Consider the following 20926-nt stretch of genomic DNA (forward strand, 5'->3'; position numbering starts at 1 on the left):
GTTCAGCCCGACAGCTCCGGGTGTTTCGAGAACAGCTCGGCGACCCATTCCACGAAGGCCCGCACCTTGGCGCTGAGGTGGCGGTTCGGCGGGTACACCACGTAGAGCGGAATGGTGTGGGTCGACCAGTCGGCGAGCACCCGCACCAGCTCGCCGCGCTCGATCAGCGGCACGGCGGTGAAGGCCCCCATCTGCGCCACGCCCAGGCCCGCGAGCACCGCCGCGGTCATGGCGTTGCTCTCGTTGACGGACAGCCGGGTCGGGCCCGTGATCTCCACCGTCTGGCCGTCCTTCTCGAACTCGTTGATGAAGGGGCGGCCGTTGCGCGGGGAGAAGTAGTTCAGCATCGTGTGCTCGCTGCCCAGCTGGTCCGGGTGCGTGGGCGTGCCGTGCGCCTGGAGGTAAGCCGGCGAGGCCACGGTCATCAGCGCCATGTTGGCCACGCGCCGGGCCACGAGCGACTGGTCCAGCAGTTCGCCGCCGCGGATCACGCAGTCCACGTTGTCGGCGATGAGGTCCACCGCGCGGTCGGAGACACCCAGGTCGAGCTGGATGTCGGGGTAGCGGCGGTAGAAGTCGGCGAGCGCGGGAATGATGATGTGCTGCGCCACCGAGGTCCCCACGTCCACGCGCAGGCGCCCGCTGGGGCTGGCCTGGGCGTTGGTCATGCTGGCCTCGATGTCGTCGAGGTCGTTGAGCACGCGGGCCGTGCGCTCGTAGTACGCCGCGCCATCGGGCGTGACGGTCACGCGCCGGGTGGTGCGGTTGAGCAGCTTGACCTTCAGCCGCGACTCCAGGTGCTGCACCATCTTCGTCACCGTGCCCTTGGGCAGGTCCAGCGACTCGGCCGCCTTGGTGAAGGTGCCGGCCTCCACCACCCGCGCAAATACCCTGATCGATTGGATCTGATCCATGCCCTCTGTCCTTGATGTGCTTTGTGGCGGGATTGTTCATGCAATGGAAACAGACAACTGGCGGCAGGTGGCTTTATCCGCAGAAAGGGTGTGTCTATAGTTCAGGTCATGGTTTCAACTGCCTCATCCTCTGCCGCCGTGCCGCCCGCACGCACCTTGTCGGTGCCTGGCAAGCCCCCGCTGGCGCTGCGCGTCTGGGGCGCGAAGCCGCGCGGCGGCGTGGTGCCGCTGGTGCTGCACTTCCATGGTGGCGCCTTCATCTCGGGCGATCTGGACAGCGGCGCCTGCCTGGCCGAGCTGCTGGCGAGCTCGGGCGCGGTGGTGGCGTCATTGGCCTATCCGCTGGCGCCGGCGCACCGGTTTCCCGATGCGGTGGAGGCCGGCTACACCACGCTGGAATGGCTGTTCAAGCAGCGCACGCGCCTGGCGGGCACGGGCGCGCCGCTGTTCGTCGCGGGTGAGGAGGCCGGCGGCAACATCGCGGCGGCCGTGGCCATGATGGTGCGCGACCGCGCGCACCCGCCGCTGGCCGGCCAGATCCTCGTCGCGCCCATGCTGGACCCGTGCGGTGCCACGCCCTCGCTGCGCCAGACCATGGGCGAATCCACCGGCTGCAAGTGGATGGATGGCTGGCAGCAGTACCTGCGCGGCCCGATGGACGCGGAACACCCCTATGCCGTGCCCTGCCGCGCGCAACGGCTGGCCGGCCTGCCGCCCGCGCTGATCCTCACCGGTGGCGACGACCCGATGCGCGACGAGGCCCTGGCCTACGCCGATCGCCTGCGCGAGGCGGGCATCGCGGTGCACAGCGGCCTGCTGCCCCCCACCACCGGCTGGCCCGAGTCGCTGAGCGAACAGCCCGCCGGGGAATGTCCGTGCGCCATCGAGGTGCGTGGTCACGTCCGGGCCTTCTTCCAGGCCGCGACGCCCCCGCCGTCCTGACGGACCCGCACCCCCCTTTCCCATCCACCTGAAATGCCCACCCCGGTGATCCACCGGGGGCGGCCCCGTTCGCCCTCAAAAAGGAAAAAACATGTCCGACCTGTCCCAATTCAAGCGCCGCGTCTGGTGGCCCACCGCCGCCGCCCTGGCCGTCCTCATCGTCGCGGGCGTCGTGCTCGTCCAGGAAGCGAGCCCGGCCCGGGCCAGCGCACCGGTGGGCGCACCCCCGCCCATGCCGGTCTCCGTGCGCACCGTGGCCGAGAGCGACGTGGCCGCCTGGCAGGAGTTCTCCGGCCGCCTCGAGGCGGTCGAGCGGGTGGACATCCGCTCCCGTGTGGCCGGTGTGGTGCAGGCCACGCATTTCCGCGAAGGCGCGCTGGTGCGCAAGGGCGACCTGCTGGTGTCCATCGACCCCGCGCCCTACGAAGCCGAGTTCGCGCGCGCCGAGGCCCAGGTCATCGCCGCGCAGGCCCGCGTGACCCACGCCAGCAACGAACACGCCCGTTCGCGCCGCCTGTGGGACGACAAGGCGATCGCCCAGCGCGAGCTGGACGACCGCGAGAACGTGCTGCGCGAAGCCGAGGCCAACCTCAAGGCCGCGCAGGCGCAGCTGCAGGCCGCGCGCCTGAGCCTGGGCTACACCCAGGTGCGCGCGCCGGTGGCGGGGCGCATCGGCAAGCTGGAGGTGACCGTGGGCAACCTGGTCGCCGCCGGCCCCGGCGCGCCGGTGCTCACCACCCTGGTCTCGGTCAGCCCGATCTACGCCAGCTTCGATGCCGATGAAAGAACCGTCTCCGGCGCGCTGCAGGGCCTGGCCGGCGGCGCGCGCCCGGCGGTCGAGCGCATTCCCGTGCAGATGGGCACCTCGGCCACCAGCGACACGCCTTACGCCGGCCAGCTGCAGCTGATCGACAACCAGGTCGACCCGCGCAGCGGCACGGTGCGCGTGCGCGCCGTGTTCGACAACAAGGACGGGCGCCTGATGCCCGGGCAGTTCGCGCGCATCCGCATGGGCCAGCCGCAGACCGCGCGCACCCTGCTGGTGAGCGAGCGCGCCGTCGGCACCGACCAGGACAAGAAATACGTGCTGGTGGTGGGCGAGGGCGACAAGACCGAGTACCGCGAGGTCACGCTGGGCGCGCCGGTCGACGGCCTGCGCACCGTGCTCAGCGGCCTCAAACCCGGTGAGCGCATCGTCGTCAACGGCCTGCAGCGCGTGCGCCCGGGCGACGTGGTGCAACCGCAAGCCGTGCCCATGAACAATGCCCGCGCCGGCACGCCCGAGCGCGCGGTGGCGGTGGCCAGGTCCTGAGCCCCGCGCGTGAAAAGAACACCATGAACCTCTCGAAATTCTTCATCGATCGGCCGATCTTCGCGGGCGTGCTCTCGCTGCTGATCCTGATCGCCGGCCTGGTCGCGCTGCGCGGCCTGCCGATCTCCGAGTACCCCGAGGTGGCCCCGCCTTCCGTGGTGGTGCGCGCCCAGTACCCGGGCGCCAACCCCAAGGTGATCGCCGAAACCGGGCGCACGCCGCTGGAGGAGTCCATCAACGGCGTGGAGGGCATGCTCTACATGGGCAGCCAGGCCACGACCGACGGCGTGATGACGCTGACCGTGACCTTCAAGCTCGGCACCGACCCCGACAAGGCCCAGCAGCTGGTGCAGAACCGCGTGTCGCAGGCCGAGCCGCGCCTGCCCGAGGAAGTGCGCCGACTGGGCGTGACCACGGTCAAGAGCTCGCCCGACATCACGATGGTGGTGCACCTGGTCTCGCCCAACGACCGCTACGACATCAACTACCTGCGCAACTACGCGGTGCTCAACGTGAAGGACCGGCTCGCGCGCATCCAGGGCGTGGGCCAGGTGCAGATCTTCGGCGGTGGCGACTACTCCATGCGCGTCTGGCTGGACCCGCAGAAGGTCGCGCAGCGCGGCCTCTCGGCCAGCGACGTGGTGAGCGCGATCCGCTGCGCAGAACGTGCAGGCCGCCGCCGGCGTGGTCGGCGCCTCGCCGGGCCTGCCCGGTGTGGACATGCAGCTCTCCATCAACGCGCAGGGCCGCCTGCAGACCGAAGAGGAGTTCGGCGACATCATCGTCAAGACCGGTGGCGACGGCGCCGTGACCCGGCTGCGCGACATCGCGCGGCTGGAGATGGGCGCGGCCGACTACTCGCTGCGCTCGCTGCTCAACAACCAGCCCGCCGTCGGCATGGGCGTGTTCCAGGCGCCGGGTTCCAACGCGCTGGACATCTCGGCCGAGGTGCGCGCCACCATGGCCGAGCTGCAGAAGAACATGCCCGAGGGCGTGGAGTTCCGCATCGCCTACGACCCCACGCAGTTCGTGCGCGCCTCGATCCAGTCGGTGATCACGACCCTGCTCGAAGCCATCGCGCTGGTGGTGCTGGTGGTGATCCTGTTCCTGCAGACCTGGCGCGCCTCCATCATCCCGCTGCTGGCGGTGCCGGTGTCGGTGGTGGGCACCTTCGCGGTGCTGCACCTGCTCGGCTTCTCGATCAACGCGCTCTCGCTGTTCGGGCTGGTGCTGGCGATCGGCATCGTGGTCGACGACGCGATCGTGGTGGTGGAGAACGTGGAGCGCAACATCGAGGCCGGCCTGTCGCCGCGCGACGCGACCTACCGCGCGATGAAGGAGGTCTCCGGACCCATCATCGCGATCGCGCTGGTGCTGGTGGCGGTGTTCGTGCCGCTGGCCTTCATCAGCGGCCTCACCGGCCAGTTCTACAAGCAGTTCGCGGTGACCATCGCGATCTCCACCGTGATCTCGGCCATCAACTCGCTCACGCTCTCGCCCGCGCTCGCGGCCCTGCTGCTGCGCGGCCACGACGCGCCGAAGGACGCGCTCACGCGCGGCATGGACCGGATCTTCGGCGGCCTGTTCCGTGGCTTCAACCGCTTCTTCCACCGTGGCGCCGAGGCCTACAGCGGCGGCGTGCGGCGCGTGATCTCGCGCAAGGCGCTGATGATGGTGATCTACCTCGCGCTCGTGGGCGTGACCTTCGGCCTGTTCAAGGCCGTGCCCAGCGGCTTCGTGCCGGCGCAGGACAAGCAGTACCTGATCGGCTTCGCGCAGCTGCCCGACGGCGCCACGCTGGACCGCACGGAAGACGTGATCCACCGCATGGGCGAGATCACCAAGCAGAACCCGAACGTGGAAGACGCGATCGCCTTCCCCGGCCTGTCCATCAACGGCTTCACCAACAGCTCGAACTCCGGCATCGTGTTCGCCACGCTCAAGCCCTTCGCCGAGCGCCGGCGCGCCGACCAGAGCGGCGGCGCCGTCGCGGGCCAGCTCAACCAGGCCTATGGCGAGATCCAGGACGCCTTCATCGTGATGTTCCCGCCGCCCCCGGTGGCGGGCCTGGGCACCACGGGGGGCTTCAAGCTGCAGCTGGAAGACAAGGCCTCGCTCGGCTACGAAGCGATGGACGCGGCGGTCAAGGCTTTCATCGCCAAGGCCTACCAGACGCCCGAACTCGCCGGCATGTTCACGAGCTGGCAGGTCAACGTGCCGCAGCTCTACGCCGACATCGACCGCACCAAGGCGCGCCAGCTCGGCGTGCCGGTGACGGACATCTTCGACACCATGCAGATCTACCTCGGCAGCCTGTACGTGAACGACTTCAACCAGTTCGGCCGCACCTACAGCGTGCGCGCCCAGGCCGACGCGCCCTACCGCGCGCGCGCCGAAGACGTGGGCCTGCTCAAGGTGCGCTCGACCTCGGGCGAGATGGTGCCGCTGTCGGCGCTGATGAAGGTGAACTCCAGCTTCGGCCCGGAGCGCGCCATGCGCTACAACGGCTACCTCTCGGCCGACATCAACGGCGGGCCCGCGCCCGGCTTCTCGTCCGGCCAGGCGCAGGACGCGATCGAGCGCATCGCCGCCGAGACGCTGCCGCAGGGCATCGGCTTCGAGTGGACCGAGCTCACCTACCAGGAGATCCTGGCCGGCAACTCCGCGCTGTGGGTGTTCCCGCTGGCGATCCTGCTGGTGTTCCTGGTGCTCGCCGCGCAGTACGAGAGCCTCACGCTGCCGCTGTCCATCATCCTGATCGTGCCCATGGGCCTGCTCGCGGCCATGACGGGTGTGTGGCTGGACGGCGGCGACAACAACGTGTTCACCCAGATCGGGCTGATCGTGCTGGTGGGGCTGTCGGCGAAGAACGCGATCCTGATCGTGGAATTCGCGCGCGAGCTGGAGTTCGCCGGGCGCTCGCCTGTGCAGGCCGCCATCGAAGCCAGCCGCCTGCGGCTGCGCCCCATCCTCATGACCTCGCTGGCCTTCGTGATGGGTGTGCTGCCGCTGGTGCTGGCGCACCGGCGCGGGCGCCGAGATGCGCTCGGCCATGGGCGTGGCCGTGTTCGCCGGGATGATCGGCGTGACCGCCTTCGGCCTGTTCCTCACGCCGGTGTTCTACGTGCTGCTGCGCCGCCTGGCCGGCAACCGCGCGCTCAAGCTGCACGGCACCGTGCCGCACCTGGAGGGTTTCGCCTCCGGCGGTGGCGGCAGCGCCCGCGCCGTGCCCGCCGCTCCCCTGACCCATTGAAGACCCGGAAGGTGAATCCCGTGAAACATTTTCATCGCCTGCTGACGCTGACCGCCGCGCTCGTGCTGGCCGGCTGCGCCACCGCGCTGCCGCCCTTGCCGGCGTCGGTGCCCACGCCGCCGCAGTTCAAGGAACAGCCGCGCCAGAACGAACACTGGACCATCGCCCAGCCCGCCGAAGCGCAGGCCCGGGGCACCTGGTGGAAGGCGTTCAACGACCCGGTGCTCGACGACCTGGCCGAACGCGCCGCCGCCGGCAACACCAGCATCCACGAAGCCGCGGCCCGCCTGGCCCAGGCGCGCTCGCTGGTGCGCGGCGCGCAGGCCGACCGCCTGCCGCAGATCGGTGTGGGCGCCGACGCCTCGCGCGGCGCCGGTGCCAACACCGCCAACGGCGCCACGCCGGCCACGCTGCTGCAGGCCGGCGTCAACCTGTCCTACGAGCTCGACCTGTTCGGGCGCCTGGCGGGGGCGCGCGACGCGGCCGCGCTGGACGCGCAATCGCGCGAAGCCCTGCTGCAGAGCACGCGCCTGCTGGTGCAGGCCGAGGTGGCCCAGACCTACCTGGCCCTGCGCGCGGTGGACACCGAGCGCACCCTGGTGCAGGACACCGCCGCCGCCTATGCGGACACGCTGCGCCTCACGCAGCGCCGCTTCGAGGCCGGCGACGTGGCCGAGCTGGACGTGATCCGCATCCAGACCGAGCTGGCCGCCACCGAGGCCGAGGGGTTCGCGCTCGGCCGCAGCCGCGCCGAGCTCGAACACGCGCTGGCCGTGCTGGTGGGCGAGCCGGCCTCCGGCTTCGCGCTGGCGCCCGCCGACGGTGCCCGGGTGCTGCCCGTGATCCCGGCCGGCGTGCCCGGCACCGTGCTCACCCGCCGGCCCGACGTGGCCGCCGCGCAGGCCGCGCTGCTGGCCGCCCAGGCCCGCGTGGGCGTGGCGCAGGCGGCGTGGTTCCCCAGCGTGTCGCTCACGGCGGCCGCGGGTTATGCCTCGCCCGACCTCGGCGACCTGTTCAAGTGGTCGGCGCGCGCCTGGGGCGTGGGCGCGCTGCTGTCGATGCCGCTGTTCGACGGCGGCCGGCGCGAGGCCGGTGTGCAGGGCGCGCAGGCGCAACTCGACGCCGCCGCCGCGAGCTACCGCGGCCAGGTGCTCACGGCCTTCCGCGAGGTCGAAGACCAGCTCTCCGCCCTGCGCTGGCTGCAGGACCAGTCCCTGGCCCAGGGCCGCGCGGTCAGCGCCGCGCAGCGCGCCAGCGCGATCTCGGAAACGCGCTACCGCAACGGCCTGGTGAGCCAGCTCGAATTGCTCGACGCGCGCCGCAACGAGCTGATCAACCGGCGGCAGGCCCAGCGCGTGGAGGCCGCCCAGCAGCAGGCCACGGTGCGGCTCATCCGCGCCATCGGCGGCGGCTGGGAGGCGGGCGCCCCCGCCCGGGGCGCCTGAGCGACCTCGGCGGCGGGCCGGGGCCGGCACAATAGGGCATGCCGTCCCCGTCCGAGACCCTCCGCCGCCTCTGGCAGCCGCACCGTGGCCTGTTCTGGCTCATGGTCGGCCTGCAGCTGCTGTCGTCCTGCATCGTGCTGTTCGTGCAGCTCACCGACCCGCCCGACGCGCTGCGCCTCGTGCTCGGTCTGATGGCGCTGACCGATTCGCTGCTGGCCTGGTGGCTCACGGTGCGCCTGTGGCGCGAGTCGGCCCCTGCCACCCCTTCCTAGGAGATGCCCGTGTTCGAAGCCCTGCTGATCACCCGACCCGAGTCGGGCTACCGCTGCGAACTCACGCAGCTCGACGAGGCGCAACTGCCCGCCAGCGGCGACGTGACGGTGCGCGTGGACTGCTCCACCATCAACTACAAGGACGGCCTGGCCATCACCGGAAAATCGCCCGTGGTGCGCAGCTTCCCCATGGTGCCCGGCATCGACTTCGCCGGCTCGGTGACGCAGAGCGACCACCCGAAATGGAAGGCCGGCGACCGCGTGCTGCTCAACGGCTTCGGCGTGGGTGAGACGCACTGGGGCGGGCTGTCGCAGATGGCGCGCGTCAAGGGCGACTGGCTGGTGGCCCTGCCCGACACGCTGAGCGAGCGCGACGCCATGTCGCTGGGCACGGCCGGCTACACCGCCATGCTGTGCGTGCAGGCGCTGCAGAAACACTGGGCCGACGCGGGCGTGGCCGCCGGCAGCGGCGAGGTGCTGGTGACCGGCGCGGGTGGTGGCGTGGGCAGCGTGGCGATCTCGCTGCTGGCCGGTCTGGGCCACACCGTGGTGGCCTCCACCGGCCGGCCGCAGGAAGCCGACTACCTGAAATCGCTGGGCGCGGCCAGCGTGATCGACCGCAACGACCTGAGCGCGCCGGGCAAACCGCTGCAGAAGGAGCGCTGGATCGGCGTGGTGGATTCGGTGGGCAGCCACACCCTGGCCAACGCCTGCGCCAGCACACGCTACGGCGGCGCGGTGGCGGCCTGCGGCCTGGCCCAGGGCATGGACCTGCCCGCGAGCGTGGCGCCGTTCATCCTGCGCGGCATCACGCTTTACGGCATCGACAGTGTGATGGCGCCCATGGCCCAACGCGAGGCCGCGTGGGACGCGCTCGCGAAGACGATCAACCGCGAACAGCTGGCGTCGATCACGACAGAGATCGCGCTGCCCGACGCGATCGCCGCCGGCAGCCAGATCCTGGCCGGCCAGGTGCGCGGGCGCCTGGTGGTGAAGCTCAAGGCCTGAGCTTCATCGCGGCGGCACCACCTGGCGGTAGGCGTGCCAGGTGGCGTGGCCCACCACCGGGCCGACGACGATCAGACCCAGGAACCAGGGCAGCATTGCCAGCACCACCAGCAGCGTGATCAGCGCGCCCCACCAGGCCATCACGCCCGGGTTCTGCAGGCAGGCGCGGATGCTGGTGAGCGCGGCCGAGATCGCATCGACCTCGCGGTCCAGGATCATGGGGATCGAGACCGCGCTGGTGACGAAGATCAGGCCCGCGAACACACCGCCCACCAGGGTGTAGGTGATCAGGAACTCCAGGTTCTCGCGCGCCAGCAGCTGCGAGAGCAGGTTGGCGGTGTCGGGCAGGGTGCTGAAGCTGACCGCGAACACCACCAGCGAGGCGCGGCCCCACAGCATCTCCAGGATGAGCAGCACGCCCGCGAAGATCGCGATCGAGCCCTTGGTCTGCTCCCAGGCCAGCAGCGAGTCCGGCAGCGAGGGCTCGCGGCCTTCCTGCAGCGCGCGGCTCACGTGGTACAGGCCCAGGCACAGGAACGGCCCCAGCAGCAGGAAGCCGGCCGAGAGCGCCAGCACATAGGCCGGCGCGGCGCGGAACACCGCCATGAGCGCGTGCCCCATGAGGAAAAAACACAGGCCGTAGAACAGGCCGACGCGGCTGCGCAGGAAATCGCGCCAGCCCAGGCGCAGCCAGCGCAGCGGGTCGCCGGCGTTCAGCTCGGCCAGTCGCAGCTCGAACACCGACGGCGGTGGCGGTGGGGATTCTTCGGTCATGGCTTGTCTCCTCGGGAATGGCGCGCCATCTCGTGGGTGGGTGGCTGGTGCGCGGGAACGGTGGCGGGTCGGTGCAGCGGATCGGTTCAGCTGAGCGCGTGGCTTCGCAGGTGCAGCGCCAGCCCGGCGTCGAAGGCGTGCGTGTGCTTGGCGAACCACGAACCCAGTTCGCGCGCCATCTGGCGCACGGTCCCGAGCTGGCCGCCGCGGACCTGTCCCAGGCCCTCGCGCAGCAGGTTGAGCACCACGCGGTGCGCCAGCGCGTGCGCGTCCGCCTGGCCGTGGCCGGTCTCGCGCATCCAGCTGTCTTCCTGGCCGAAATGCGTGCGCAGCGTGCGACACCAGCTCGGCCCAGGCCTGCGGCAGCTTCGCGTCGCTGGCGGTCTGCGCGCGGGCCAGCCGCGCCATGAGTTCGCGGTTCATGTTGTCCAGCGGGTCGAAGTCCAGCCAGAGGGCTTCGGTCCATTGCGCGGTGCTTTCCATCGGGTGCTGCTCCTTGGGGCCCAAGCTTGGCAGCGGCGGCGCGCCGGCGCCTTGATCCAGCGCAAACGCGCGCCACGCCAAGGCCCGACAGGCCGTGGGCCTGCTGGCGCGCCGCTACACTGGGCGGCCATATGACCAGCGAATTCCAGCCCCCTTACGTGCCGCTGTCCGATGTGCACAGCGCCTTGAAAACCACCGGCTTCGCCTTGCTGAGCGCCGAGGCCGTGGGCGAGTGGCTCGCCGCGCGGCCGGTGGACCTGGCCGGGCTGCACACCGGCTGGAACCAGCTGCCGCCCGACGCCTACCTGAAGGACGGCGGGCGCTACCGCAGCCGCCGCCACAGCTGCTTCGTGGTGGAGGACGACCGCGTGCGGCAGGTGCCGCACCGCGCGCACTGGCAGCCGCTGGAGTACAACGCCCTGCACGGCGGCATGCAGCGCTGGTTCGAACCCATGGAGCCCGCCACGGTGGCGCAGCCGGTGTGGAGCCGCCTGCTGGCCCGGCTGGGCGAGGCCGCCAGCGCGCTGCGCGGCGCGCAGCCCTGGAGCGTGGAGGCCCACGTGTTCCGCATCGACACCACCGACGGCATCGGCCGGCCCACGCCCGAAGGCGCGCACCGCGACGGTGTGGACCTGGTGGCCGTGTTCATGGTGGACCGCCACGCCATCAAGGGCGGCGAGAGCCGCGTGTTCGAAGCCAACGGCCCGAGCGGCCAGCGCTTCACGCTGCGCGAGCCGTGGTCGCTGCTGCTGCTCGACGACGCGCGCGTGATCCACGAGAGCACGCCGATCCAGCCGCTGGAAGGCGATGCCCTCGGCTGGCGCGATACGCTGGTCGTGACCTACCGCAGCGGGGCCTTCCAGGGCGACGCCTCAGCCTGACGGCGGCGGTTCGTAGGCGCGGATCGGCGGCAGCGGTCCGTCGAAACGCTCGACCTGAACCGTGCTGAGCTGGCCCGCGCAGCCCTGGGCCAGCGACGAGGTGCCGATGTCCCGGGTGAGCACATTGGGGTTGCCGTGCGCGCACATCGGCCGGCCCTGGGCATCCTGCACGGGGTCGTACCAGGCGCCGGTGGGCAGCTGAATCACGTCTTCGCGCATGTCGGCGCACAGGCGCGCGCTGGCCAGGCAGGCCCCGATCTCGTTGAAGAGGCGCACGGTGTCGCCCTCGCGGATGCCGCGCGCGGCGGCCGCGGCCGGGTGCAGGGTGCACACCTCGCGGCCCTGGCGCTTGGTGGACTGGCTGTGGGCGCCGAAGTCGAGCTGGCTGTGCAGCTTGGAATGCGGCTGGTTGGCCACCAGCCACAGCGGGTGGGCCGCATCGGGCGCGAAGCTCGGGGGCAGCCAGGCCGGGTGGCCGGGGCAGTCCGCGTAGCCGAAGCCGGCCACCACGGGTGAGCTGATCTGAACCTTGCCGCTGGGCGTGGCGAGCTTCGCGCCCTCGGGGTCGTGGCGGAAGGCGCGCAGGATGCCGCCATCGTCGTCCTTCTGCGGCAGCAGGAGCTCGCCGCGTTGCCAGAAGGTCTCGAAGTCCGGTGCCTCCTGGCCCATGGCTTCGAGCCCGGCGCGCGTGCGCTCGTACAGGTGCGCCAGCCATTGGCGCGTGTTCCGGCCTTCGCTGAAAGCCTGCAGGCCGCCCAGGCGCCCGGCCAGGTCGCAGAAGATGTCGTAGTCGTCGCGCGCCAGGCCATGGGGTTCGGCGATGCGGTGCATGGCGACCACCAGCGGGTCGGTGGGGGTCGCGCCGATGTCTTCGCGCTCCAGCGTCATGGTGCAGGGCAGCACGATGTCGGCGTGGCGCGCGGTGGCGGTCCAGGCGATCTCGTGCACGACGAAGGTGTCGAGCGTGCGGAAGGCGTCGGCCAGGCGCTTGAGGTCCTGGTGGTGGTGGAAGGGGTTGCCACCGGCCCAGTAGGCCAGGCGGATGTGCGGGTAGGTGCGGCGCTGGCCGTTGTAGTCGAAGGGCTGGCCCGGGTGCAGCAGCATGTCGCTGATGCGCGCCACCGGAATGAAGGCCTTCACGCCGTTGTCGCCCTGCGGCAGCGCGGCGGCGGGCACCGCGTTGTTGCGCTTGCCGTAGTGCGCCAGCGTGCCCAGCGCGTAGTTGTAGCCCCCGCCGGGCAGGCCGAGCTGGCCCAGCGCGGCCGCGAGCACCGCCCCCATCCAGACCGGTTGTTCGCCGTGCTGCGAGCGCTGCAGCGAATGCGCCACCACCACGAGCACGCGCTGGCCAACCAGCGCGCGCGCCAGGTCGACCAGTTGCCGCTCGGGCAGGCCGCAGATCGGCGCGGCCCAGGCGCAGCTCTTGGGCACGCCGTCGCCGCGGCCCATCAGGTAGTCCTCGAAGGCTTCCCAGCCGTCGCAGTACCGATCGATGAAGGCGCGGTCGAGCGCGCCGTCGCTCACGAGCTGGTGCACCAGGGCCAGCATCAGCGCGGTGTCGGTGCCGGGCACGGCGGGCAGCCAGTCGAACGCCGCCTCGTCGGGCAGGTCGCTCTTGAGCGGGCTGATGGAGACGAAGCGGCAACCGCGCGCGGCGGCCGCGCGCATGGACTCGCGCTCGATGTGCCGGCTGATGCCGCCCGAGGCCACGCGCGAATTTTTCAGCGCCATGCCGCCGAAGGCCAGCACCACGTCGGTGTGTTCGACGATCTGCTCCCAGGTGACGTTGCGCCGCGCCACCTCCTCCATGGTGCCGATGACGTGCGGCAGCATCGGGCCCGAGGCGCCGGCGCTGTAGCTGTTCACCGAGCGCACGTAACCGCCCAGGGTGGTGTTCAGGAAGCGGTGGACCTGGCTTTGCGCGTGGTGGAAGCGCCCCGCGCTCGACCAGCCGTAGGAGCCGCCGAAGATGGCCTCGCAGCCGTGTTGTTGCTGCACGCGCCGCAGTTCGTCCGCGAGCCGGTCCAGCACCTCGTTCCAGGCCATGGGCACGAAACGGTCGTCGCCGCGCCGCGCGTCGGGCCCCGGGCCGTTCTCGAGCCAGCCGCGCCGCACCATCGGCGTGGTGACGCGGGCGCGGTGGTGCAGGGCGGTCTTGAAGTTGTCGATCAGCGGGTTCGGGTCGGGGTCGCCCGCGTGGGGCCGCACGACGAGTTCGCCGTTCTGCCAACCGGCGGAGAAGACACCCCAGTGGGCGCTGTGCGGGCGCAGGGCGATGTCGGGTTCAGATGAAAACGAGGAGGGCAAAGACACTATTCCGCCTTGAGGTTGCCGCGCTCCACGCCGCGCTTGTAGTTGGCGATGTCCTTGAGCACGAAGTCGCGGAAGGCCGCCCCGGTCAGGGACGAGGCCTGGGCGCCGTCCGCGCTGTAGACGCGTTGCACCTCCGGTGCCTGCATGGCCTGTTTCACGGACCGGGTGATCTTGTCGATGACGGGCTGCGGCGTGCCTTTGGGCGCGGCCAGACCGTACCACTGCGTCATCACCACGTCGATGCCCGACTCCTTGAGCGTGGGCACCTGGGGCATGCTGGGGATGCGCTTGTCGGTGCTGACCGCGAGCAGGCGCAGCTTGCCGCCGTTGATGGCGCCCATGAGCGGCGTGTAGGGCGCGAAGAAGCTGTCGACCAGGCCGCCCATGAGGTCGGTCATGACCGGGCCCGAGCCCTTGTAGGGCACGTGCAGGATGTCCAGGCCCCCTTGCTGCTTGACCATCTCCATCACGATCTGCGCGGCACCGCCCGTGCCGGTGGAGGCGTAGGTCATCTTGCCGCCCTTGGCGGTGGCGATGTAGTCCTGGATGGTCTTGATGGGGGAGTCGCCACGGACCACCAGGCCATAGGGCGTTTCCACCAGCTGGCTGACGAACACGAAGTCGTCGGGCACCTTGTAGGGCAGGTTGGTGCGGATCGCCGGCGCGCTGCCCACGTTGCCGCTCATGGCGAGCAGCAGGGTGTAACCATCGGGCCTGGCCTGCGTCATCAGTTCGGCGGCGATGTTGCCGCCCGCCCCGGGCCGGTTCTCGACCACGATGGGTTTGCCGACGTGTTTGCCCAGCTCGTTGGCGATGGTGCGCCCATAGAGGTCGCCCCCGCCCCCGGGTGGGAAGCCGATCAGCAGGCGGATCGGCTGATCCGGGTACTGGGCCGAGGCCACGGCGGCGAGGCCCATGAGCCCGGCGGCCACGACCGCGCGGGCGCCGCGGCGCAGCAGGGGTGTGAGGTGCATGAAGGTCTCCAGTGTTTTTTGGTGAGAGGGTGTCAGGCCGCGCCGGTGGCGATCGGGGCGCCCGGCTGGGCGCTCCATTCGCTCCACGAGCCGGGGTAGAGCGCCGCGCCGCGCAGCCCGGCGACCTCCATGGCCAGCAGGTTGTGGCAGGCGGTCACGCCGGAGCCGCACTGGTTGACCAGTTGCGCCGCCGGCCGGCTCCCGGTGATGGCGTCGAATTCCTGGCGCAGCTGCGCGGCCGGTTTGAAGCGGCCGTCCGCACCCAGGTTGTCCTTGAACAGCCGGTTGCGCGCGCCGGGGATGTGCCCGCCGATCGGGTCCATGGTTTCGTTCTCGCCGCGAAAGCGGTCCGGCGCGCGCGCGTCCAGCACCAGCCGCTCGGCGCTGTCGATGTTGGCCTTGACCTCGTCGTACGACACCGTGGTGACCAGCGAGGGTTTCAGGCGGAAGCTGCCCGGGGCGGGCGCGCCCGGCGCGTCCTGGCTCAGCGCGTGGCCCGCCGCTTTCCAGGCGGCGATGCCGCCGTCGAGCACCGCCACGGCCGGGTGGCCGGCCCAGCGCAGCATCCACCACAGGCGCGCCGCGTACATGCCGCCGGCGTTGTCGTACGCGACCACCTGCGTGTCCGCATCGAGCCCGAGGGCGGCCATGGCCGCGGCGAAGGTCTCGCGGCTGGGCAGCGGGTGGCGGCCGTTGCGGCCGGTCTTCGCGGTGGACAGCACCTGGTCCAGGTGCACGTAGCGCGCGCCCGGGAGGTGCCCGCTGTCGTAGGCGCGCTGGCCGGCTTGCGGGTCGGTGAGTTCGAAACTGCAGTCCAGCACCATCAGCGGTGCGCCGCTCTTCTGGGCGGCCGCGAGTTCGTCGGCGGAGATCAGGGTGTCGAAGGTGATCATGAAGCGGGTGCCCTTACTTGCTGGAGATTTCCTTGAGCAGGGCCGGCGTGAGCGCGGCCTTGTAGCGCGCGATGTCTTCGAGGATGAAGCCGCGGAACGCGTCCATGGGCAGGTTGCGCTCGGTGGCGGCGTCGCGGCGGATGGCGTCGCGCACTTCCGGTGTGGCGAGCGCGCGGCTCAGGTGGTCCGACAGGTGCTTGACCACGGCCTCGGGCGTGCCTGCTGGCGCGACCAGGCCGTACCACTGCGTCACCGGCACGTTCACGCCGAGCTCCTTGAAGGTCGGCACATCGGGGATGGCCGGGTTGCGCTTGTCGCCGGTGATGGCCAGCAGCCGCAGCTGGCCCTGGCGCACCTGGTTCACCAGCGGCGAGGCGGTGGCGAAGAAGCTGTCGACCTGGCCGCCCAGCATGTCCGTGATGGCCGGGCCGGAACCCCGGTAGGCCACGTGCAGCATCTCCACGCCGGCCTCCTTGACCACCATCTCCATGCCCATGTGCGCGGCCGCGCCGGCGCCGGTGGAGGCGAAGCTGAGCTTCTGTGTCTTGGCCGCGTCCAGCAGCTCGCGCGCCGTCTTGAAGCGCGAACCGTGCGCGACGAACAGGCCGTGCGGCGCTTCCAGGATCATGCCGATGGGCGCGAAGTCTTCGGGCACCTTGTAGGGGATGCTCTGCGGCCGGGTGGCCGGCGCCACCGCGAGGTTGCCGCTCATGGCCAGCAGCAGGGTGTAGCCGTCGGGCTTGGCCTTGGCCACCAGGTCGGCGGCGATGTTGCCGCCCGCGCCGGTGCGGTTGTCGGCCACGACGGTCTGGCCCAGGCTCTTGCTCAGCGCGTTGGCGATCAGCCGGCCGTAGAGGTCGCCACCGCCACCGGGCGGGAACCCGATCACCAGCTTGATGGGCTGGTCGGGGTAGGCCGCGAAGGCCGGTGCGGCCGCGCCCAGGCCGAGCGAGAGCGCGAGGGCCAGCATGGTGCGGCGGCGAAGGGCTTTGAGGGCAGGGTGGTTCATCGGTTGGTCTCCATTGTTGTGGGGGAAGGAAGCAGCTGTGCCGCAGGCAGAGAATCTCAGTCCCGCAGCCAGGGCTGCTGCTGGGCCACCACGCGGTCCACCGTGGCGCCGCATTGGCCGAGGTACTGCAGCGGGTCGGTGAAGTCGCGGATCTCGTCGTCGCTCAGCAGCTTGGAGAGGCCTTCGTGCTGGCGCATGGCGTCGGCGAAGTCGAGCCGGGACGTGATGCCGTGCATGGAGGCCTCGTAGATCCACTCGTGGGCCGTCTGCTTGCCCACGCGCTCGGAGAGCTCCAGCATCACGCGCTCGGACAGCAGGTAGCCGCGCATCTTGTCGAGGTTGGCCGCCATCACGTCCGCGTTGACCTTCAGGCCGGCCAGCAGGTTCCTGGCCTGGAACAGCATGGCGCCGGCGATCAGGCAGCACTCGGGCAGGGCCTTCCATTCCATCTTCCAGGCGATGCCGTCGCGCTCGCTTTCCTGCACCATGCCCTCGACCATCATGGCGGCGTTGTAGCGCAGCGGGCGCGAGAGGCCGGCCAGGTTTTCGGCGGAGGTGGGGTTGCGCTTGTGCGGCATGGTCGACGAGCCCAGCTTGCCGTCGGAGAAGCCTTCTTCCACCTCGCCGAATTCGTTGCGCTGCATGTTGAACAGCTCGTTGCCGATCTTGGAGAGCGTGGCGCCCAGCATGGCCAGCAGGTTGGCGTACTCGGTGAAGCGGTCGCGCGCGGGCGCCCAGCTGATGGCGGGTGTGCCCAGGCCCAGCTTGGTGAGCATGAGCTGTTCGAGCTCCTGTGCCTTGGGGCCCAGCGAGGCCTGGCTGCCCACGGCGCCGGCCAGCATGCCGACCAGCACGCGCGGCGCGGCCTGCACCAGGCGCTCGTGGTGGCGACCGAGCTCGTCGAGCCAGATCGCGCACTTGTGGCCGAAGGTGATGGGCAGGGCCTGCACGCCGTGGGTGCGGCCGGCCATGGGCACGTCCCGGTGCGCCATGGCCAGGCGGGCCAGCTCCTGGCCGACCGCCTTCAGGTCGCGCAGCGCCACGGCGTGGAACTCCTTGAGCTGCAGGGCCACGCCGGTGTCGACCACGTCCTGCGTGGTCGCGCCGTAGTGCACCCATTCGCCGTTGTCCTTGCTGCAGCGGGCCTGCAGCTGCTTGAGCGCCGGCACCAGCGAATGCTTGATGCGGCGGATCTCGGCCGACATGGTGGCGATGTCGATGTGCTCGACCCGCGCCTGCTGCGCGATCTCCTGGGCGGCGGCGGCCGGGATGAGGCCCAGCTCGGCCTGGGCGGCGGCCAGGGCGGCCTCGAAGTCGAGCCACTTCTGGATGCGGTTCTCTTCGCCGAAGATGCGGCGCAGCTCATCGGTGCCCCAGAGGTGCTGGAGCGATTGCATGTCGAAGACGGAAACGGGCATGGAAATCCTGAAGGGTTAGAGAACGGGTTGGGGGACGGGCAGCGCGCGCGGCAGCACGCGCCCGGGGTTGAAGGTGTTGGCGGGATCGATCGCCTGCTTGATGCGCGCCATCAGCTCCAGCGCGATGGGCGGCTTGTGGTGGAGGAAGGCGGCCTGCTTGAGGCGGCCGATGCCGTGTTCGGCCGAGATCGAGCCATGCAGGCGCGCGGTGATGGCGTGCACCGTGTCGTGGATCGTGTCTTCGTGGCGCAGGAAGTCGCTGTCCGGCATGCCCGGGGGCTTGCTCTGGTTGTAGTGCAGGTTGCCGTCGCCGACGTGGCCGAAGCAGACCACGCGCACGCCGGGCAGCAAGGCCTGCAGCGCCGCGCCGGCCTCGGCGATGAACTCGGGGATGCGCGAGACGGCGACCGAGATGTCGTGCTTGATGGACGGCCCGTCCAGCCGCTGGGCCTCGGGCACGTGCTCGCGCAAGGCCCACAGGTCGTGGCTCTGCTGGCCCGAGCGGGCCAGCACCGCGTCCAGCACCAGGCCTTGTTCGATCGCCTGGCCCAGCACGTCTTCCACCGCGGGCGAGGGGTCCATGCGGGTGGAGGTTTCCGACACGTCGAACAGCACCGCCCAGCCGTACCCGCCGGGCAGGGGATCGCGCATGCCCGGTGTGCCGTGCGCCAGCACCTGGTCCAGCGCCTGGCGCCCCATCAGCTCGAAGGCCGTGACCCGTTCGCCGACCGCCGCGCCCAGCTCGGCCAGCAGCTCCACGGCGGCCTGCGGATCGCGCACGGCCACCCAGGCGGTGACCACCTGCCGGGGTGGCGCGAACAGCTTGAAGGTGGCGGCCGTCACGATGCCCAGGGTGCCCTCACCGCCAATGAACAGCTGCTTGAGGTCGTAGCCGGTGTTGTCCTTGCGCAGGGCGCCCAGGGCGTCGAGCACGCGGCCATCGGCCAGCACCACCTCCAGGCCCAGGGTCAGGTCGCGCGTGTTGCCGTAGCGCAGCACCTGCTCGCCGCCGGCGTTGGTCGACACCACACCGCCCACTGTGGCGCTGCCCTCCGAGGCCAGCGAGAGCGGGAACAGGCGCCCTTGGGCGGCGGCGGCTTCCTGCGCCGCCAGCACGGTGCAGCCGGCCTCCAGCGTCATGCTGTTGTCCAGCGGGTCCACGCGCCGCACGGCGGTCATGCGGTCCAGGCTCAGCAGCACTTCGCTGCGCGAGGCGTCGGGCGTGGAGCCCCCCACCAGGCCCGTGTTGCCGCCTTGCGGCACCACCGCCACCTGGTTCGCCGCGCACGCGGCCACCACGCGCGACACCTCCGCCGTGCTGGCGGGGCGCACCACGGCGCGCGCGGCGCCGGGAAAGTTGCGCCGCCAGTCGCCGACGTAACGCGCGGTGGCCGCGTCGTCCGTCAGCACATGGCTGGCGCCGACGATCGCGATCAGTTCGGCAACCAGGGGGTCAGGGGCATTCGACATGGTGGGTGTGTTGGGTTTGTTCATTTCATTCAATGAACTATGATTCAATGAATGAAACTATAAATCCGGCCACCCCCGCTGTCAACCGAGATAATCCGCAGTCGCGGACACCCACCATGAAGCCAAGCAAAAACCACCCAGCCCCATCGGTCCTTTCTGGCGAGCCGGCGAACGCCAGCGCCCCCAAGCCGCCCGCGGGCGTGCTCGAGCGCGGCATCTCCATCCTCGAATGCTTTCGCGAGGACCGCCTGCGCATGTCCCTGCGCGAACTGGCCGAGTGCACCGGGCTGGACAAGGCCACGCTGCTGCGCCTGCTGGGCGTGCTGCAGCGCGCGCGCATGGTCCACCGGTTCGACAGCGGCAGCTACGCGCCGGGCCCGGCGCTGCTGCACATGGGCATGCTCTACCGCAGCACCTTCGATCTGGGCACGCGCCTGCAGCCCGTGCTGCACGCGGTCATGCAGCAGACGGGTGAGACCGTGGCCTTCTACATCCGCAGCGGCGACGACCGCGTGTGCCTCTACCGCGAGAACACGGTCAAGGAGGTGCGCCACCATGTGGAGGTGGGCACGCGCCTGCCGCTGGCGGCGGGCGGCTCATCGGCCCACATCCTGCTGGCCTTCACCGGCAGCCCCACGCCGCACCAGGCCGAGATCGACGCCAAGGGCTACGCCATGACGCGTGCCGAACGCGTGGACGAGATGGCCTCGGTGGCGCTGCCGGTGTTCGACGGCGATGGGACCTTCCTGGGCGCCATGGTCGTCATCGGCCTGGCCTCGCGCCACAACATAGTGGCCCAGCGCAAGGCGGCGGACATCGTGCGCCAGGAACTCGCGCTGCAGGGCTTCGCCAGTGCCGCGCCCAATGGCTGGCGCGTGCCGACCGCCTGACGCGGCCCTGCTCAAATGCCGAAGAGGTCGGCGCTGGGCCGGCAGGGCGCCTCGTCGTTCGACGCGTCCGCGAAGGCCCCGCACCAGCGGGTCAGCTGCGCGGCCTGCGGGTCGGTCATGGCCGGCGCGAAGGCCCGCATGCGCGCCTGCAACTGCGCCCAGTCGAAAGGGTCTTCCGGGTCGCCCCGGCGCAGCTCGCGGTAGGCGCTCAGGCTGCGGCCGTCCTTCAGCGTGACCGTCACGCGCGAGGGGCGTTTTTCCGGGAAGCCGCGCTGAAAGGCCTCGTCCGTGCTCACGTGCACGCGATCGGCCAGGGCCAGCAGCACGGGCGATGACAGGTCGGGCGTTTCCATGTCGGCGATGCCGAGCCGACCCTGGATCAGCAGCGCTGCGCACCACGTAGCGCAGGCAGAACGGCGTCTCCGCGGGCTTGGTGGGCCAGTGCACGCCAGCGATCTTCAGCGCGTGCGGAAAGATGACCACCTGCACCGACTCGATGTCCTGCACGGCAGGCGCATGCTGGTCGAGGATCTCGCGGGTGGCGTCCAGCGGCGTGAAGAGCTGGGCGCAGCAAGGCCAGGCCTTGATGGTGGCGGTGTTCAGGCGCTCGGGCGCGTCCAGGTCGCTGTCCAGCGCGGTCAAGGGGCCGTCGCCACCCAGCAGCGCGTAGAGGCC

At 70.8% G+C, this 20926-nt stretch carries 18 protein-coding genes and 2 pseudogenes; 9 read left to right on the forward strand and 11 right to left on the reverse strand.

All coding sequences use genetic code 11. From position 1 onward, the window contains the following. Positions 1 to 2 precede the first annotated feature (2 nt). Positions 3 to 914 carry a LysR family transcriptional regulator gene (locus tag ACFJGX_RS12390; protein WP_382156226.1) on the reverse strand — a complete coding sequence of 304 codons (912 nt, stop codon included), beginning with the start codon at positions 912 to 914 and terminating at the stop codon, positions 3 to 5. A 108-nt stretch (positions 915 to 1022) separates the two neighbouring features. Here ACFJGX_RS12390 and ACFJGX_RS12395 point away from each other — a divergent pair, with 108 nt between their 5' ends. The 6 genes and pseudogenes from ACFJGX_RS12395 to ACFJGX_RS12420 all read left to right on the forward strand — a co-directional run bounded on the left by ACFJGX_RS12395 (position 1023) and on the right by ACFJGX_RS12420 (position 9146). After that, complete coding sequence (locus tag ACFJGX_RS12395) at positions 1023 to 1856, forward strand: alpha/beta hydrolase (protein ID WP_382321000.1); 834 nt, start codon at positions 1023 to 1025, stop codon at positions 1854 to 1856. A 91-nt stretch (positions 1857 to 1947) separates the two neighbouring features. Next, positions 1948 to 3168: an efflux RND transporter periplasmic adaptor subunit gene (locus ACFJGX_RS12400; protein ID WP_382328481.1), complete on the forward strand. Its 1221-nt coding sequence runs from the start codon at positions 1948 to 1950 to the stop codon at positions 3166 to 3168. A 23-nt stretch (positions 3169 to 3191) separates the two neighbouring features. After that, positions 3192 to 6421: pseudogene (locus tag ACFJGX_RS12405) on the forward strand (efflux RND transporter permease subunit). Positions 6422 to 6528: 107 nt separating this feature from the next. After that, the gene (locus ACFJGX_RS12410) at positions 6529 to 7866 is read left to right on the forward strand and encodes an efflux transporter outer membrane subunit (protein ID WP_382328686.1); all 1338 of its coding nucleotides are present in this window, start codon (positions 6529 to 6531) and stop codon (positions 7864 to 7866) included. A gap of 38 nt (positions 7867 to 7904) precedes the next feature. Next, a complete protein-coding gene (locus ACFJGX_RS12415; protein ID WP_382320994.1) occupies positions 7905 to 8138 on the forward strand; it encodes a hypothetical protein in 234 nt (77 codons plus the stop codon). Between the two features lie 3 nt (positions 8139 to 8141). Then, the gene (locus tag ACFJGX_RS12420) at positions 8142 to 9146 is read left to right on the forward strand and encodes an MDR family oxidoreductase (RefSeq protein WP_382320991.1); all 1005 of its coding nucleotides are present in this window, start codon (positions 8142 to 8144) and stop codon (positions 9144 to 9146) included. Positions 9147 to 9149: 3 nt separating this feature from the next. Here ACFJGX_RS12420 and ACFJGX_RS12425 read toward each other — a convergent pair whose 3' ends face one another. Beyond that, positions 9150 to 9920, reverse strand: coding sequence for a DUF2189 domain-containing protein (locus tag ACFJGX_RS12425; protein ID WP_382320989.1), 771 nt, complete (start codon positions 9918 to 9920; stop codon positions 9150 to 9152). Between the two features lie 86 nt (positions 9921 to 10006). Then, entirely contained in the window at positions 10007 to 10219 is a 213-nt protein-coding gene (locus tag ACFJGX_RS12430) for a hypothetical protein (RefSeq protein WP_382320987.1), read from the reverse strand. 315 nt (positions 10220 to 10534) lie between these two features. Here ACFJGX_RS12430 and ACFJGX_RS12435 point away from each other — a divergent pair, with 315 nt between their 5' ends. Then, positions 10535 to 11284 carry a 2OG-Fe dioxygenase family protein gene (locus tag ACFJGX_RS12435; protein WP_382156245.1) on the forward strand — a complete coding sequence of 250 codons (750 nt, stop codon included), beginning with the start codon at positions 10535 to 10537 and terminating at the stop codon, positions 11282 to 11284. On the opposite strand, the gene ACFJGX_RS12440 is transcribed toward ACFJGX_RS12435, so the two are convergent. The 6 genes from ACFJGX_RS12440 to ACFJGX_RS12465 are packed head-to-tail and all read right to left on the reverse strand — an operon-like array spanning position 11276 to position 19361. Further along, positions 11276 to 13597, reverse strand: a complete 2322-nt coding sequence (locus ACFJGX_RS12440; RefSeq protein WP_382320984.1) for a molybdopterin-dependent oxidoreductase — start codon at positions 13595 to 13597, stop codon at positions 11276 to 11278. The two genes, ACFJGX_RS12435 and ACFJGX_RS12440, sit on opposite strands and share 9 nt — an antisense overlap. Further along, positions 13597 to 14571 (reverse strand): Bug family tripartite tricarboxylate transporter substrate binding protein, encoded by a 975-nt coding sequence (locus ACFJGX_RS12445; RefSeq protein ID WP_382328483.1) that lies wholly within the window; start codon positions 14569 to 14571, stop codon positions 13597 to 13599. The genes ACFJGX_RS12440 and ACFJGX_RS12445 overlap by 1 nt, the downstream gene beginning before the upstream one ends. Positions 14572 to 14603: 32 nt before the next feature. After that, entirely contained in the window at positions 14604 to 15464 is an 861-nt protein-coding gene (locus ACFJGX_RS12450; protein WP_382320980.1) for a sulfurtransferase, read from the reverse strand. A gap of 13 nt (positions 15465 to 15477) precedes the next feature. After that, positions 15478 to 16473 carry a tripartite tricarboxylate transporter substrate binding protein gene (locus ACFJGX_RS12455; RefSeq protein ID WP_382328485.1) on the reverse strand — a complete coding sequence of 332 codons (996 nt, stop codon included), beginning with the start codon at positions 16471 to 16473 and terminating at the stop codon, positions 15478 to 15480. A gap of 56 nt (positions 16474 to 16529) precedes the next feature. Further along, positions 16530 to 17891, reverse strand: a complete 1362-nt coding sequence (gene purB / locus ACFJGX_RS12460) for an adenylosuccinate lyase (RefSeq protein WP_382320975.1) — start codon at positions 17889 to 17891, stop codon at positions 16530 to 16532. A gap of 15 nt (positions 17892 to 17906) precedes the next feature. Continuing rightward, positions 17907 to 19361 carry an FAD-binding oxidoreductase gene (locus ACFJGX_RS12465; RefSeq protein ID WP_382320972.1) on the reverse strand — a complete coding sequence of 485 codons (1455 nt, stop codon included), beginning with the start codon at positions 19359 to 19361 and terminating at the stop codon, positions 17907 to 17909. Between the two features lie 116 nt (positions 19362 to 19477). Here ACFJGX_RS12465 and ACFJGX_RS12470 point away from each other — a divergent pair, with 116 nt between their 5' ends. Continuing rightward, positions 19478 to 20251 (forward strand): IclR family transcriptional regulator, encoded by a 774-nt coding sequence (locus ACFJGX_RS12470; protein ID WP_382320970.1) that lies wholly within the window; start codon positions 19478 to 19480, stop codon positions 20249 to 20251. A gap of 11 nt (positions 20252 to 20262) precedes the next feature. On the opposite strand, the gene ACFJGX_RS12475 is transcribed toward ACFJGX_RS12470, so the two are convergent. Together ACFJGX_RS12475 and ACFJGX_RS12480 are read right to left on the reverse strand one after the other, a co-directional pair. Further along, a complete protein-coding gene (locus tag ACFJGX_RS12475) occupies positions 20263 to 20604 on the reverse strand; it encodes a hypothetical protein (RefSeq protein WP_382320968.1) in 342 nt (113 codons plus the stop codon). A gap of 85 nt (positions 20605 to 20689) precedes the next feature. Next, positions 20690 to 20800, reverse strand: a pseudogene (locus ACFJGX_RS12480) (hypothetical protein); the annotation flags it as partial. On the opposite strand from ACFJGX_RS12480, the gene ACFJGX_RS12485 reads away from it, so the two are divergent. Further along, entirely contained in the window at positions 20748 to 20921 is a 174-nt protein-coding gene (locus tag ACFJGX_RS12485; RefSeq protein ID WP_382328487.1) for a hypothetical protein, read from the forward strand. The pseudogene ACFJGX_RS12480 and the gene ACFJGX_RS12485 overlap by 53 nt on opposite strands. Positions 20922 to 20926: the final 5 nt, after the last annotated feature.

This window comes from Hydrogenophaga sp. UC242_50 (assembly GCF_042697355.1).
Classification (GTDB): domain Bacteria; phylum Pseudomonadota; class Gammaproteobacteria; order Burkholderiales; family Burkholderiaceae_C; genus Hydrogenophaga.

Coding starts and splice junctions, on each gene's coding strand:
- ACFJGX_RS12390 (WP_382156226.1), bottom strand. CDS start 914: ATGGATCAGATCCAATCGATCAGGGTATTTGCGCGGGTGGTGGAGGCC.
- ACFJGX_RS12395 (WP_382321000.1), top strand. CDS start 1,023: ATGGTTTCAACTGCCTCATCCTCTGCCGCCGTGCCGCCCGCACGCACC.
- ACFJGX_RS12400 (WP_382328481.1), top strand. CDS start 1,948: ATGTCCGACCTGTCCCAATTCAAGCGCCGCGTCTGGTGGCCCACCGCC.
- ACFJGX_RS12415 (WP_382320994.1), top strand. CDS start 7,905: ATGCCGTCCCCGTCCGAGACCCTCCGCCGCCTCTGGCAGCCGCACCGT.
- ACFJGX_RS12420 (WP_382320991.1), top strand. CDS start 8,142: ATGCCCGTGTTCGAAGCCCTGCTGATCACCCGACCCGAGTCGGGCTAC.
- ACFJGX_RS12425 (WP_382320989.1), bottom strand. CDS start 9,920: ATGACCGAAGAATCCCCACCGCCACCGCCGTCGGTGTTCGAGCTGCGA.
- ACFJGX_RS12430 (WP_382320987.1), bottom strand. CDS start 10,219: ATGCGCGAGACCGGCCACGGCCAGGCGGACGCGCACGCGCTGGCGCAC.
- ACFJGX_RS12435 (WP_382156245.1), top strand. CDS start 10,535: ATGACCAGCGAATTCCAGCCCCCTTACGTGCCGCTGTCCGATGTGCAC.
- ACFJGX_RS12445 (WP_382328483.1), bottom strand. CDS start 14,571: ATGCACCTCACACCCCTGCTGCGCCGCGGCGCCCGCGCGGTCGTGGCC.
- ACFJGX_RS12450 (WP_382320980.1), bottom strand. CDS start 15,464: ATGATCACCTTCGACACCCTGATCTCCGCCGACGAACTCGCGGCCGCC.
- ACFJGX_RS12455 (WP_382328485.1), bottom strand. CDS start 16,473: ATGAACCACCCTGCCCTCAAAGCCCTTCGCCGCCGCACCATGCTGGCC.
- purB (WP_382320975.1), bottom strand. CDS start 17,891: ATGCCCGTTTCCGTCTTCGACATGCAATCGCTCCAGCACCTCTGGGGC.
- ACFJGX_RS12465 (WP_382320972.1), bottom strand. CDS start 19,361: ATGTCGAATGCCCCTGACCCCCTGGTTGCCGAACTGATCGCGATCGTC.
- ACFJGX_RS12470 (WP_382320970.1), top strand. CDS start 19,478: ATGAAGCCAAGCAAAAACCACCCAGCCCCATCGGTCCTTTCTGGCGAG.
- ACFJGX_RS12475 (WP_382320968.1), bottom strand. CDS start 20,604: ATGGAAACGCCCGACCTGTCATCGCCCGTGCTGCTGGCCCTGGCCGAT.
- ACFJGX_RS12485 (WP_382328487.1), top strand. CDS start 20,748: ATGTCCTGCACGGCAGGCGCATGCTGGTCGAGGATCTCGCGGGTGGCG.